Genomic DNA, 14,548 nt, shown 5'->3' on the forward strand with positions numbered 1-14,548 from the left:
CCGTTGCTTGTATTTACGTTGCTGCAAAAATACAGGTAATTGGACCAGAAAGGACCATTTCAAGTCACTTACCTGCAAAAATACACCAAAAAATCAGAAAAGCACCGTATATGCGGGATTCCGGAAATATTTGATGTATTATTGAAGTTACTCTGGCTGCAAGCAGCAGTTTTGGATACAGGAGGTGTATTTTTGCAGGTGCGCGCGAAGATAGTTGCTTTTACCCGTCATTCACATTCCATACATCTACCCGACAAATAAACAAGCAGCTGCCCGAGGTGTCATCCGCCTCGTACAGCTGCTTCTTGCTTCTATGCTCATAGGTTCAACTCTTTCGCCGATTGCTTGACCATTCCACGAACAGCTCATAATCAAGCTCGACCTGTTCGGCATAAGACAATGCCCACTGTGCGATAGACGCGCAGAACGTATCCTCGTCATTGCCCATCGCGCGCACAATCTCTGTTTCACTGTGATAGTCGAGCACGCCATGCTCCACATCCGCATCTGCCCGTGCGTGCATTTTGGCGGTGATGCCGCCCATCCCCTGAACAACCTTCAGCAGGTCCTGCTCCGTCTCCAACTGCTCCAGCTTCAGACGCTTCTTGTAAGGGGACCGCTCCCTCACGTAGAAATCACGGTCATCAAGCGACATATAGCCGAGATAAGGGTCTGCCTCATGGTGCATCGCTTGCTGAGTCATCGTAACCCGTTTGCCCTGATGCCCGAATGCTCGCCAGAACATTTCGTCGTAAGGAAGGAAATACGCCGGCACGGGTACGCGAACCTCCTTCACTTCCAGAACTACATCGTCCAAGCCCTGCTCCCCATCGCCGCCTTCAATCAGGACATAGAACCGGTCAAGTCCAATGGAGGCCGTGCCAGAGCCGTGCTTGACAGCAATATCCTTAATTCGAAAATGCCGTTCCTCCGCCCCGCCGCGTTCACTCATGCCCTGCAAATATTGCGGCCAGGCCGCAAGCAGCGCCGCCCGCTCCTCCACTGTCGCCGGCACGATTTCCTCACTGGCCGAAAATTGACGATCCTCCTGCTGCATCATCGCCGTCACCTTCTCAAGGAAGTGCTGCTCCTTGCGCTTGCGCAGCTTCTTGAGCAGCTTGCGGATAGGCCCGTCCGCCCGTTCCTCGTTCATATAGAACGTTGCAGGATCTTCCTTCCCCTTGGCGAATCGGCGCATCTGAGCGGAATATGCACGCAGATAAGCAACGATGATATGTGATTGAGACTCTGCTGGCAGCTCCTTGATCCGGCATACGAGCGTAATACTGACTGACATGCGAAGCAGATCATATAGATACGAGCCCAAGTAGCCCTCGTCAAAATCATTCACATCATAGACAAGCTCCCCTGTCTCGCTGCGAAAAGCGCCGAAGTTCTCGAAGTGCAGATCGCCTTGTATCCATGTCGGCCGATCCGGCTGCGAATGATAAGGAAACCATTCCCGCGTCACGTCAAAATAAAATAAATAAGCGCTGCCCCGAAAAAAAGAAAACGGCCCGCTCGACATTTTCTTATATTTTTCCGTCCGTTTCTTCCTATCGAGCTCCATCAGCTTGCCGTCAAATTCATCAAAAATAGCGGTCAACGTTTGTTTTCTTAGCTTCCGCTGGGTTTGCTTCACTCGGTCAGTCATTTGCGCATTCATAGAGCAGCTCCCTACTTGTCAAATGTCGTCATTATATAAAGGATTCTCCTTTATTCCGACATTTCCTGCTCTACAAGCCGATCCGCGCTTCTAGCTCCTCCTTCTGCCACATATGATGACGGAAATGCATGGCGGTGAGCTGATGTCATTCTGATTGAGTGGGGTTGTTTCGACCCAACGCCGAGACGAGAACCGACTTAACATAAGGGAGACGATGGAAGTGAGACCGACAAGACGCGATTCGATGGAGTCGATGGGCTTACCGTTGGTGAACAGCCATAGTGTGCGAATAACGGCATGCGCTGCACATAGCTGTCCCGCTAATTAAGCAGCCTCTTGCCATAGTACACACCGCGCGCGGTGTTTCGCTGCATGACGGTGGTCGATCAACCGCAGCTCCCAGCGCGCACGGTGTCGCGCTGCATGACAGAGGTCGACTATTGACAGGTCGACGTACTTTCTGCACCGCGAGCAGAGCGCGGTGGGGCGGTACAGGCGCCCCAACAATTCATCCTTGCATTTACTGCGATATCGTAGTAACATATGTTTTAGATAATACGATATCGTAATAAAGAGGATAAATATGGACCAATTAATTGAATTATTGTTCAAGCAAGGATTGCGGCCTCTTAGTGTTTTTCCCGATGCTTCTGCGCTGGAGGAGCAATTGAGCAGTACAGATTTGGGCGCATTGATGGTGCTGCAATTCCATGGAGAGATGACGATGTCAGATTTCGCTGGCGAGCTTGGCGCACCGCTTAGTACTGCCACTAGCATTGCGAAGCGGCTTCAGAAGAAAGACTGGATTGCGCGCAACCCCTCAGATATTGACCAGCGTAGTATTCTGATCTCGTTGACAGCCGAGGGCAAGCGGCTTGCGGACAAGGGCAAGGCAACCCTGACCACGATGTTCGAACGCGTGCAGGAGGCGCTGACACCGGAGGAAATCGCTCAATTCGTGCAGCTTATGATTAAAGTCGGCAAGGCGCTGCAACAGCAACCGTCCGGCAAACCGGCGGGATCGGCACAGAAGCCGCGCAGCATTCAAATCGAGGACTAAATTTTTTTGCTCATATACTACGATTTCGTAGTAATTCGCATGAACAATCTGGAGGGATTTGAGATGAGGATTATTATATACACCGGCAAGGGCGGCGTCGGCAAGACAAGCATCGCTGCAGCGACAGCGGTGCGTCTTGCAGCACAAGGCAAGAAGACGCTCGTCATGAGCACAGATGCGGCGCATAGTTTATCAGATGCGCTTGATCTGCCGCTTGGTCCAGATCCGGTCCAAGTTGCGCCTGATCTGTGGGCCCAGGAAATTGACAGCATGCAGGAGACCGAGCGCAATTGGGGCGCTGTGCAGAGCTGGCTGGCGCAGTTCATGAACTGGGCCAAGCTGAATGATGTGACAACCGAGGAGATGCTTGTTTTTCCTGGAATGGAGGAGCTGTTCTGTCTGCTTCAGATTAAACGGCAAGCGGACAGCGGCCTGTTCGACACATTAATCGTCGATTGTGCTCCTACCGGCGAAACGCTGCGGCTGCTGAGCTATCCCAATGTGCTGAACTGGTGGCTGGAGAAAATCTTCCCTTACGAGCGCCGTCTCATTAAAGTAGTACGCCCTGTCGCCAAGCTGGTGACTGGCGGTCTGGAGCTGCCTAGCGATGAGACGCTGGAAAGTGTAGAGCGCTTCATTCGTGACCTGGAGGATCTGCAAACCATGCTGCTCAATCCAGAGGTTACTTCTGTGAGAATCGTGCTCAACCCGGAGAAAATGGTCATCTCCGAAGCAAGGCGTTCCTTCACCTATTTGAATTTATTCGGCTTTCATACCGATGCGGTAATCGTGAATCGCGTGCTGCAGGGAGATGTGGGTGAAGGGTTCATGTCCCAATGGAAGGAGCTTCACGAGCGATATGCGGAGGAGATCGAGCAATGCTTCAGCCCGCTGCCGATTCTGCGCGTACCGCTAATGCCGGGCGAAGTATTCGGACTTCAACCGCTTCAGCAGGTTGGCGAGGAAGCATTCAGAGATGCGGATGCCGGGTCCATCCTATACGCCAGCCGCTCTGAGACCATTCGCAAGGACGGTGAAGCTTATTCGCTTGAACTCCTGCTGCCCTTTATTAGCAAGGAGGAGGTGCAGCTCACTCAGCTTGGCGACGAGTTGACTGTGCATGTCGGCTCCTACAAGCGGAAAATCCATCTGCCGCGAACACTTATGGGCCGACCGATTGAAGGCGCGCGCTTCCGCGACGATGCCCTCCATATCCGCTTCGGCGGCCGCGAGCCGCAGCACTAGCATGATCAACGATTGAGTCGAGGCTTTGCGATTGTATCGCAAAAACTTGGCGCATGCTTACGTAGCTAGTTTTTGCTCGCCGGAGGCCTCTACGTTTGTATCGCAAAAACTTGGCATATGCTTATGTAGCTAGTTTTTGCTCGCTGGAGGCCTCTACGTTTGTATCGCAAAAACTTGGCATATGCTTACGTAGCTAGTTTTTGCTCGCTGGAGGCCTCTACGTTTGTATCGCAAAAACTTGGCATATGCTTACGTAGCTAGTTTTTGCTCGCTGGAGGTCTCTACGTTTGTATCGCAAAAACTTTTGGGAGGAATAAAAAAATGGACACTCACTTGGTTAGGTTGGCACGATTGGTGTCAGAAGTAAGCGGGGCTGTAGGCCGTGAGATGGTCCCTGAGGAGGCAAAAGAGCATTTTCGCACCTCAGCTCGTGAAGCCTTGCTCGGTGGAAAAGCCATACTAAACAGTCTGATTGAGCAGTTGGACAACTCCAGTCATTCCATGAAAGAGAAGACCGGCTCCAAGCGAACTACCGGTTCTGCTGTGTCCGTCGTCATAGAAGACTAAATATCCGCCACTCTCTCTTTCTACAAATATCGTCCCAAACTACTTGAGAACCATTAGACTATTGAGCAATCCCGATGGACAACGAGCAAAAACTATATACGAAAATAGAAGGTTACTCCCAGCCCCTATTTTGATTCTAGTGGGGGATGTCGTCGACGTACGTTATGTGAGCATCGCATTCTGTTTGAAAAAATCCATGGGGACATTTTTCAGCGGGGCGGAATCCACACCAGCCGTCGTCTTGCATTTCGAAAATGCTCGTGTTACTTTTCCGTGCTGTAATGCGGTATTTCCGCCTTATGGAGATAAACGAGGAGCTTTCTGCTATGCCTTGCCAGCTGTAAGAGGGTTTTTCAGCCTTTCAGCGCTCCTCACTCCCTTTTTTCGTGCTGTAACGCGGTATTTCCGCCTTATGGAGATAGTTGAGGAGCTTTCTGCTGCGCTTTGTCATCTGTAAGAGGGTTTTTCAGCCTTTCAGCGTACTTCGCTCCCTTTTTTCGTGCTGTAACGCGGTATTTCCGCCTTATGGAGATAGTCGAGGAGCTTTCTGCTGCGCTTTGTCATCTGTAAGAGGGTTTTTCAGCCTTTCAGCGTACTTCGCTCCCTTTTTTCGTGCTGTAACGCGGTATTTCCGCCTTATGGAGTTTCCGTGCTGCAACACTGCATTTCCATTTCCGTCATATACAGCAAATATCAGGACCGACTTTCTCTACAGCCTGACTTTATAAGAAAGTAGAAGGTAACTCCCAGCTCCCATTGTCATTCTGGGTGATGTCGTCGACGTCATGAGAGTTTTTGCATCTACGCGTAGTAATTCAGAAGCAAGCAACGGCTAGTGCAGCGCACCCAGGGGCTATGGTACTGAGGGGATATGGCATCGGCGGGCTATGGTACTGGGGGATATGGAATCGGTGGGCTATGGTACTGAGGGCTATGGCATCGGCGGGCTATGTGTACCAGCAGGCTATGGAATTATTAAAGCCGCAACGTGCTGCTTCTGCCAAGTTGAGAAAGGGGAACATGACTATGAAAAGCATTCAGCGGTACAGTCCGCTTATGATGGAGCTTACAGCGTACATTCACAGTGCGCTAGGTCTTATTCTTGCGTGGGGAACTATTCGGACCATCGGCTCCGAGGGGTTCGTGAATACCATTGCCGGCCAACATGATCGGGAAGCCGCCTTCTGGTTTCTATTCGCAGGCGCGATGATGTGGCTGCTCGCCCGCTTCATGCGCTGGACGGTTGTCCAGCAGCGCCAGCCGCTTCCTGCCAGCCTTGGCTGGCATCTTATCACGATCTCCGCTGTCGGCGCTATTATGATGCCAATTTCCGGCTTCTGGCTTGTGCTGGCCCAGGGAATTATTATGGTTTGGAATCGCCGCTGACGATAGCTTTTATTCGTCCCACCTCGCCGCTCTGCAGTCTAACTTTAATGCCATGGGGATGGTTCGGGGATTTGGTCAAAAGATCCTTCACTACGCCGCGGGTCGTCTTCCCCGTGGCTTGGTCCTGTTTCAATACAATATCAACGACCAGACCGGGATGTATAGCCGACCGCTGCTGTCCATTGCTGCTCATATCTCCGTCACGCTCCTTTGTTGTTCGACCGTTCGACCTCAGAGGGGAACAGACCGGGCCATCACAGCCCAACCCTTATCATACGGCAGCAGCAAGCTCACCCGCAACTTGCGCGGCTGCCTGTCCTCTTTGTTCCATGCTGGCTTTACCCGACATCCTCTATCATTATCTTCCTCATTCTTCTATATTCCTGTACAATCTTCTATATTCCTGTACAATCAAGTGGTACAGCAACCATCCTCTACTTCTATCAGAAAGACGGTGTTCTCTTCATGCGCAAATGGCTCCTTGCTTGCAGTGTACTGACTCTGCTGCTAACTGGATTCCACGAGGCGGTCGCCGCTTCACCAACGAGAACGATTACGAATATTGCTCAGTGGCAGCATCCCACCAAAGAAATTTTCACTGCTTATGACGTCGAGCTTTTGAAGGTCGTCATTAAAAACGGGAATTACCCCGTATTCAGCATCAAGCTGCCGCAGCCCTCCGGCCTTCAGGCAGAAAATCTGTTCAATAAGTTCATCAAAGATATCGCCAAAGCGAACGGCTACTGGCCGTTCAAGATCGTCCAAGGCGAATTCGCCGCAACGGTTGGAACTATTCAGCAATCCAAGCTTGTTACGTCCATCTCATATGCCCAGAAATATACCTATATTACGAGCGCATCTGCCGCCATTCCGACAAATCTAGCCAAGGCAGGCCTGCATCCCGTACCGATTGCCGCCACGTTCAAGCATGCCATCGACAAGCGGATTGCTGCGCTTTTGAGCCAGCCGTCCTCTTATACGGATAGCGATTGGTCGAGCGGTCTCATCCAGACCGATTCAAACAACATGATTATTAATGACAGGTTCAAGGCTGCTATTGTAGGAACCGTCCGCATCGGCGATACGATCAAGGACATTCGGACAAAGCTCGGAACGCCCGGCTTCTCCGAAGGAGACATGATTTTCTACCGGACAAGCAACTACTATATCGGCTTCAAAGGCAAGAACCGGCTGGAGCAGGCGATTATCGGCCGCAGCCCTGCTCTTGGCGCTACCGATAAAGACATATTGAAGAAGCTTCTCGTCACAATGAATGGCTCGCCCAAGGTCCCTGATGTGTTATCGGCGGTCACTGCCGATCCTTCTCTGGATGCGTTCTTCGACCAGCTCTATCATTTGCACGGAATCGGCGGATACCATGCCTCCTCCAAGCATGGCATTGAGATGAGTGATGGCGAAGAGCAGCATATTGGCATCTACAATAATTTTACAGGGAATCTGTATGCCAATGCCTCAGGCGGCTCATACAAGATATCCTACATCGACAAGGACCTGACGATTGAGCGTCTTACGAGCGACAATAGTGTGTTTGATTATAGCAATGAACAGTTCCGCTCCGCCGGAACCCTTTCACCAAGCGGCAACTATACGATGTATTACGAGTGGGTATATTCCATGCTGCAATATTTTCATATCCGAACCGTGGACAACAGCAAGCCTGACTTCAAAATCCATATTGCATCCCTGGATTCACGCTGGATTACGGATCAATATCTGCTCACAATTGATTTCTACAGCAGCAAGCCGGAGCTGATTCCAGTCCTTCCTGACGGGGATGGGAATTCCGCGAAGCGCATCGATGTGTTCAAGGCAGTCGGCATCCCATTCGATGAGGACGCCTACTCTGCTGTTGAGATTGTTAAAGCAACAGACTCCTCCTTCACCCTGAAGGTCGATGAGACCAGCTTCACAATCGCCTACCGCCTCTATAAGAACGGCGATATCAAGCTCCAACGAATCTGATCGGGCTATCTGGCATACACTTGTAAAAATATCGCAATCACATCCTGATCCATTCCCGAAACCCTCAGCCGCACTCATTCGCAGCTGGGGGTTTTGCTCGTCCTCCGAAACAAGCATGCAAAGAAAGAGATTGACTTTTATAATGAGAATGAATATCATTGAGAAAGAAAATCAACAGTTACCTCAGAGAGGTTGATACGGACGATGAAGAAAATCAATTACTGCTGCAAAAACTTCAAGAACGGCTCCAAGTCGGTCTACAAGTCACTCAAGAGCAAATTCCCTGACGTCAAGCAGAAGAAGAAGGATTGCCTTGGCAACTGCCGCCTCTGCTCCAAGCAATGTATCGTCAGAATCGGGAAATCAGAGATCCTCGTCGCTCCCTCCGCCAAAATCTTGTATAAAGAGCTCAAGAAGCGGATAGGCTAGTCGAGTAAAATGTGATAACATATAGCATATATTGTTAAACCCCTCGCTGAAGGTGCAGATTCGCACTTTATAGCGCAGGGGTATATATTGGTTAGGAACGAATAGAGAGGTGTGTGCGACAGATGATGAACGATACACTTAGTGAAGCTCTGAATGAACAGATGAATTTCGAATTCTACTCTGCTCATGTCTACTTGGCCATTGCAGCCTACTGTTCTGGAGAAAGTCTGGATGGATTCGCCAACTTCTTTATCGTACAGGCTGAGGAAGAACGATTCCACGCAATGAAGATTTACAAATTTCTGAACGACCGCGGGAAACGCGCCACTCTGGCCGGCATGGATACGCCTGATAATGAATACAGCTCCATTCTGGCAGCCTTCGAGCATGCCTATGAGCATGAGCAGGCTGTTACGAAGCGCATCTACAACCTTTCGGATATCGCGATGAATGACCGTGAGCATGCCACCATTCAGTTCTTGAAATGGTTCATCGATGAGCAGGTAGAGGAAGAATCCATGTTCGACAGCATCATCAATAAGCTTAAGCGGATTGACAAGGACAGCAACGCATTCTTCATGCTTGATAATGAGTTTGCACAGCGCACCTTCACACCGCCAGCCGTATAATAAGTTTAGCATCAACGGGGCTGTCTCCCAGTAGTTCATCAAACTACTGGGAGACAGCCCTTTCTGCATGCTTTTCTATGCGCCCATGGGCTGCTGTTCCACGATAACTCCCCGCTGGCTCCCCGATCGCCCTGCTCAATACCCCGAAGCCCTGGATTGTAACCAACATGCTAGAAATGGACAATTATTGAAACCAATCATGATGTGAAACGTCTCTATAAAAGGATGCATCCAAATGAGGAGAGGAAGTTGATTCATGAACAAGGTTACTGCACTACTAATGTCGCTCGTCCTGTTGCTGGCATTCGGAACAGCTGCACAAGGCGCAGCGGAGCCTGCAAAGCCGATTTCCGTCTGGCTTGGCGAGCATCAGCTTCAACTGGACAGCCAAGTGCCGCTCATCCAGCAGAGCACGACGCTAGTCCCGGTAGAGCCGCTGCTGAAAGAGCTTGGCTTCACCGTGAGCCGTGATGAACAGAGCAAGGCTGTCAGCGGCGCCAAAGATAATCTGACGATTTCTATACAGGCCGGCAAGCATGCGGCTGTCGTGAACGGTCAGCAGGTCGCGCTTCTAGTCGCACCGAAGACAATAGGAAAGGTTACATATGCGCCTGTCCGGTTCATTGCCGAGGCGGCGGGCTACAAGGTCCTTTGGAACGCCGAACTGCGCACAGTCGTGCTTCAGACACAGCAAGCGAGCAAAGGTTTTCTCTGGAAGGTGGAGAATAACGGCAGCACCGTGTATTTGCTCGGCTCAATCCATGTGGCCAGCAAGGAGATGTATCCGCTACGTCCAGCTATTGAGCAAGCCTTCTCGGAGGCGGATTATTTGACGGTTGAGGTCGATATTTCGAAGCCCATTGATGCAGAGACGCAAAGCCTGGTTGCCTCGCTTAGTACCTATTCGGACGGAACGAAGCTGCAGGATCATATCTCGCCGGAGTCTTATAAGAAGGTGGGCGAGTTTTTAACGGGAATTGGGCAGAAGGCAGATGCATTCGATGCATTCAAGCCCTGGAATATTTCGCTTGCGCTGAACCAGATCAAATGGATGAACTTAGGGTATGACAGCTCGCTTGGCATTGATGCCTATTTTCTAAATAAGGCGAAGGAAAGCATGCTGCCTGTGCTTGAGCTGGAATCGATCAAGCTTCAACTCGAACTGTTTGACGGCTTCTCCCCTGAGTTTCAGGAGAAACAGCTGCTGAGCTCGCTCGAATCCCTCACAAGCGGAGATTCCGACATCAAGCAAATGTCCGAGGCGTGGGCTGCAGGCGATGAAAAGGCGCTGCTTGAAAGCATCCAATCCTTAGACGAGGAAGAGGAAGAATATACTCAAAAATTGCTTGTTGACCGCAATATACCGATGACCGAGCATATCGACGCGTATTTGAAAAAGGGAGACAACAAAACTTATTTTGTCGTAGTCGGGGCCGCCCATTTAATAGGTGAATGGGGCATTGTTCCATTGCTTGAGGGGAAGGGCTACACCGTAGCAAGACAGTAGTCCTATAATATTGCAATAGCCGTCTACCATGCAGCGCAGACGGCCTGAGAAGGGGCGAACGAGACAGCAGTTCGCTCCTTCATTTTTTAATTCTTTTATGGAACCGCATTTATTCCCCATATGGATTTCTTCATCGATTACAGACATTTGTATTCCTATACGTATCATTCCGTCTCCATGGATAAAAATGCATGAACAGAAGCGCAGCACCACTACCTTCAGGACATGCGTTCTTCCCTACTAGTTGATTCTTCCTATCTGGGATGCTCTGTCCTATAAAATCAGTTCTCCACTCCGACGATCTCGCCAGCGAGCGAGGATGCCCGTTGGGCGTAGGGATGCTGGTGGCTATGGTCGGGCAGCTGAAATGGCGCAAACCTGAAATTTGACTGCACTGCAGCAACGCGCTCTCCAGCGCCAATAACGGTGACATCGCCATTCGGGCTGCCTATAACCGCACCATCCTCCACGTACGCACCTTCCCCCAGAATGACCCGTGACAAGCTGGCGTTCCGTCCGATGCGCGCATTGGGCATAATGATGCTCTCACGAATATCTGCCCCGCTTCCAATCGCAACATCGCCGAAAATAAAGGAGCGATTCACATTTCCTTCTACCGTACTGCCGGAATGGATATAGGAGTTCCGGACGTCCACTTGAGGACTGACATAGCTTTTGAACGAGCTTGTCCATCGACGTGTCTGGATCGGCCATACCTCCTCATCATGAGCTTCGCCGTCGATAATATCCATATGAGCTTCCCATAGACTCTCCACTGTGCCGACATCGCGCCAATACCCATCGAATGGATGCGCCTGGAGCGTCATTCCACTGCGCAGCAAGCGAGGAATGATATCTTTGCCGAAGTCACGGCTGGAAGCATCGTCATTCCGATCCTCCAGCAGCACCTCGCGCAGATTCGCCCATCGGAACATATAGATCCCCATCGATGCAAGATTGCTCTCCGGCCGTCCAGGCTTCTCCACAAAGTCAACAATTCGATTGCTCTCATCTGTATTCATAATGCCGAACCGGCTCGCATCCTTCCATGGCACGCGCTTGACCGCAACCGTAGCCGCTGCGCCGCTGGCGATATGAGTCCTCAGCAGTTCATCATAATCCATCCGGTAAATATGGTCGCCTGACAAAATTAGCACATGCTCCGGTCCATGCCACTCGATATAATCCATGTTCTGATAAATGGCATCTGCTGTTCCTGCATAGCCCTCGCTGCTGATTCGACTTGACGGCAGCAGCGTAATATCGGCAGCGGCCTCGCTGTCCCTCATCTGCCACGCTGTCCCATCCCCGATATGCCGATGAAGCGACGATGCTTCATATTGCGTAAGCACGCCAATCGTGCCGATGCCGGAGTTGACACAGTTGCTCAGCGTATAATCGATGATGCGGCAGCGGCCTCCGAACGGAACTGCCGGCTTCGCCATATTGGATGTTAACGGAGATAAGCGGCGGCCTTCTCCGCCGGCAAGCAGCATAGCCAAGCAAGTACGATTCTTTGTCATTCCATATACCTCCCGGTGTCTATTGTAATAGGTTAATACACTCCCCGTTCAGCAATGAAACGACACCTAAAAATTTCCTTGTCCGCATCCGATTTCATGTGTCAACAATGCGCGGGTTGGGTATGGCGATGACGGTGCAGTGGTTGACCACCGTCATGTGACGCCAAGCACCGCGCGCCGGGAGCTGCGCGCGGTGCGGAAACAGACAGCCGGAACAAATCCTCGGCAGCATTATAAATGACGATGGAGAATGCGGTATCCGTATGGCTCCAGCTCCACACGCTGCTCTCCGTCCGTCACCGGGACATGGTCGCCGGTCAGCGCGTCCTTCCAGTCATCGGTATTCATCGCGTGTGAAAGCACGGCATGCTCACCGGTATTGTTCATCCAGATCGTGAAGTGCTCGCCCTCGCCCAATCGCTCATAGATCAGCCGCCCATTGTCATCCTCCGCTTGGAGGAAACGGAACCGTCCGCTTCGAAGGACCGGATGCTCCTTGCGCAGATCAATGAGCAGCTTGTAAAAGTCGTACAGCTCGCGATCCTGCCCCTCCTCCTCCCAAACCATGCATACACGGCAATCGGGATCGTCACCGCCCTTCAATCCGATCTCATCACCGTAGAAAATACAGGGTGTGCCAATATAGGTCAGCAGGAATACGACAGCCAGCTTCAGCCGCTGCTTATTCTCTCCGACTCGCGTCAGAACGCGGGCGGTGTCATGGCTTGACAGCACGTTGAAGATGACCTCATTCGTCTGCTGCGGGTAACGCATCAGCAAATTATTCATCTGCTCTGCAAATTCACGCCCGCTCACATCGTCAGAGGTGAAGAAGCCCATCACTTTGTTCGCGAATGGATAGTTCATGACTGAGTCGAACTGGTCGCCCAGCAGCCACATCCGCGAATCGCTCCACACTTCACCGATGATGTAGGCATCGGGCTTCGCTCCCTTGACCGTTTTGCGGAAATCGCGCCAGAAGTGATGATCCACCTCATTGGCTACATCCAGCCGCCAGCCGTCGATATCCGTATCCTCAATCCACTTCTTGGCTACATCGAGCAAATATTCCTTCACCTCGGGGTTGGACGTATTCAGCTTGGGCATATGCCCAAAGAAGCCGAATGTATCATAGGTCGCCCCGCCGTCCTCCTTCACCTCAACGGGATAGGAGCGGATATGGAACCAGTCGGCATATCGGGATGCCTCTCCGTTCCTCACAACATCCTGAAAGTGCGGGAACTGCTCGCTTGTATGGTTGAACACAGCGTCCAGCACGACGCGAATGCCGCGTTCGTGGCATTCCTGCACCAGCTTGCGCAGCAGCTCCGCATCACCGAAATGAGGGTCAATCTTGCGGTAGTCTATCGTATCGTATTTGTGATTGGAGGGCGATTCAAATATCGGTGTCAAATACAGCGCGGTAATGCCAAGGTCCGTCAAATGATCCAGCTTGTCAATCACGCCTTGCAAATCGCCGCCAAAATAATTGTCATGCGTAGGCGGCGAGCCCCAATCCGCAATCTCCTCCGGGTTCAGTTTATCGTTGCCGTTTGCGAAGCGGTCAGGCATAATTTGATAGAAGACCGCTTCCTTGGCCCACTCCGGAGCGGTGAAGATATCAATCTCATGCAGGTACGGAAATTCATAATAGCCGCCTGCCGGATGAGGCTGCTCCCCATAAATTCCGGATTCTGTCATGTATACAGCCTCATCCCCGCTGCGCAGGCGAAACCCATAGGAGAACCGTTTGTATTGCGGCCGGACGGCGGTCTCCCAATAGTCGTAATAACGATCAGCAGCCACCTTCTCCATCGGGATATCCTCATGATGCTGATCCCAATCGTATTTGTCCCCTGTAATCGCCGTAACTTCCTCGACATCATCCCGTTTGGTCTGCACTCTAAGATGGATGGTGTCCTTGTCATACGCATAAGCCCAATTGCTTCTTGGCGAGTGGTGGAAACATTCTATAAACATGGCTCTCCAACTCCTTTATCCCTCTATCCGCCATCCGTTATGCGGTTATATGGAATATACACCGGACAAACGCGCAGTGAATCGAGATATTTAATTGCGCTTGTTTCAAAAAGGGAAACGGGTGGGTAAGAACAGACTAGCCTCACTTGGCAAATCCAAATTGAAATGGAATGCGGAGGGATTTAGGATGGAACAAATGAAACCGAGTGTTCAAATTGTGACCACTGCCATGGATGCGCTGCATGCTGTGCGGGAGCTTAACAGAAGAGGATACAAGCAGGATGACATATACGTACTCGCCCATGACAGTGAGCAGACCAAGGAGCTGGCGGATGCCACTGATGCCAATCAGATCAGTATGACCGAGGAAGGTGTACTGAACTCCGTTGCCAATGTGTTCCGCTCGCGGGGTGAAGAAATTCGTTCGAAGCTCCAGTCTATCGGTATCACCGAGACGGAAGCCGAACGCTATGAAGAGGAGCTTGATCAAGGCCGTGTGCTTGTCATTACGCATAACCATTAACCGGAAACCGAAACCGAAGCTATCCATCATGCGTTAAGGTCGTTACCCTC

Annotated in this window: 13 protein-coding genes; 9 read left to right on the forward strand and 4 right to left on the reverse strand. The window is 51.2% G+C overall.

The genetic code is table 11. The annotated features are described in order from the left end of the window. Positions 1-325 precede the first annotated feature (325 nt). The gene (locus L6H65_RS02530; protein WP_236338772.1) at positions 326-1,666 is read right to left on the reverse strand and encodes a DUF2252 domain-containing protein; all 1,341 of its coding nucleotides are present in this window, start codon (positions 1,664-1,666) and stop codon (positions 326-328) included. Positions 1,667-2,249: 583 nt separating this feature from the next. On the opposite strand from L6H65_RS02530, the gene L6H65_RS02535 reads away from it, so the two are divergent. The 4 genes from L6H65_RS02535 to L6H65_RS02550 all read left to right on the forward strand — a co-directional run bounded on the left by L6H65_RS02535 (position 2,250) and on the right by L6H65_RS02550 (position 5,924). After that, positions 2,250-2,726 carry a MarR family winged helix-turn-helix transcriptional regulator gene (locus L6H65_RS02535; protein WP_236338774.1) on the forward strand — a complete coding sequence of 159 codons (477 nt, stop codon included), beginning with the start codon at positions 2,250-2,252 and terminating at the stop codon, positions 2,724-2,726. A 63-nt stretch (positions 2,727-2,789) separates the two neighbouring features. Beyond that, a complete protein-coding gene (locus L6H65_RS02540) occupies positions 2,790-3,971 on the forward strand; it encodes an ArsA family ATPase (protein ID WP_236338776.1) in 1,182 nt (393 codons plus the stop codon). 321 nt (positions 3,972-4,292) lie between these two features. Beyond that, entirely contained in the window at positions 4,293-4,538 is a 246-nt protein-coding gene (locus L6H65_RS02545; protein WP_236338777.1) for a hypothetical protein, read from the forward strand. Positions 4,539-5,564: 1,026 nt separating this feature from the next. Beyond that, positions 5,565-5,924 (forward strand): DUF6463 family protein, encoded by a 360-nt coding sequence (locus L6H65_RS02550; protein WP_236338778.1) that lies wholly within the window; start codon positions 5,565-5,567, stop codon positions 5,922-5,924. On the opposite strand, the gene L6H65_RS02555 is transcribed toward L6H65_RS02550, so the two are convergent. Beyond that, positions 5,902-6,117, reverse strand: coding sequence for a YwbE family protein (locus L6H65_RS02555; RefSeq protein ID WP_236338779.1), 216 nt, complete (start codon positions 6,115-6,117; stop codon positions 5,902-5,904). The genes L6H65_RS02550 and L6H65_RS02555 overlap by 23 nt on opposite strands. Before the next feature lie 272 nt (positions 6,118-6,389). Between L6H65_RS02555 and L6H65_RS02560 the strand changes: the two genes are divergently transcribed. From L6H65_RS02560 to L6H65_RS02575, 4 genes are all read left to right on the forward strand, one after another. After that, positions 6,390-7,907 (forward strand): hypothetical protein, encoded by a 1,518-nt coding sequence (locus L6H65_RS02560; protein WP_236338780.1) that lies wholly within the window; start codon positions 6,390-6,392, stop codon positions 7,905-7,907. Between the two features lie 204 nt (positions 7,908-8,111). Next, entirely contained in the window at positions 8,112-8,336 is a 225-nt protein-coding gene (locus tag L6H65_RS02565; RefSeq protein ID WP_236338781.1) for a DUF1450 domain-containing protein, read from the forward strand. A 125-nt stretch (positions 8,337-8,461) separates the two neighbouring features. Next, entirely contained in the window at positions 8,462-8,965 is a 504-nt protein-coding gene (locus tag L6H65_RS02570; RefSeq protein ID WP_290370293.1) for a ferritin, read from the forward strand. A gap of 256 nt (positions 8,966-9,221) precedes the next feature. Next, positions 9,222-10,472, forward strand: a complete 1,251-nt coding sequence (locus tag L6H65_RS02575; RefSeq protein WP_236338783.1) for a TraB/GumN family protein — start codon at positions 9,222-9,224, stop codon at positions 10,470-10,472. Positions 10,473-10,753: 281 nt separating this feature from the next. Here the strand turns inward: L6H65_RS02575 and L6H65_RS02580 are convergent, their stop codons facing one another. Further along, positions 10,754-11,995 (reverse strand): sugar phosphate nucleotidyltransferase, encoded by a 1,242-nt coding sequence (locus tag L6H65_RS02580; RefSeq protein WP_290370292.1) that lies wholly within the window; start codon positions 11,993-11,995, stop codon positions 10,754-10,756. 231 nt (positions 11,996-12,226) lie between these two features. Then, entirely contained in the window at positions 12,227-13,975 is a 1,749-nt protein-coding gene (locus L6H65_RS02585; RefSeq protein WP_236338784.1) for an alpha-glycosidase, read from the reverse strand. A 187-nt stretch (positions 13,976-14,162) separates the two neighbouring features. Here L6H65_RS02585 and L6H65_RS02590 point away from each other — a divergent pair, with 187 nt between their 5' ends. Then, positions 14,163-14,498 (forward strand): YflT domain-containing protein, encoded by a 336-nt coding sequence (locus L6H65_RS02590; RefSeq protein ID WP_307728293.1) that lies wholly within the window; start codon positions 14,163-14,165, stop codon positions 14,496-14,498. Positions 14,499-14,548 lie beyond the last annotated feature (50 nt).

The organism is Paenibacillus plantiphilus, assembly GCF_927798095.1.
GTDB classification, from domain to species: domain Bacteria; phylum Bacillota; class Bacilli; order Paenibacillales; family Paenibacillaceae; genus Paenibacillus_Z; species Paenibacillus_Z plantiphilus.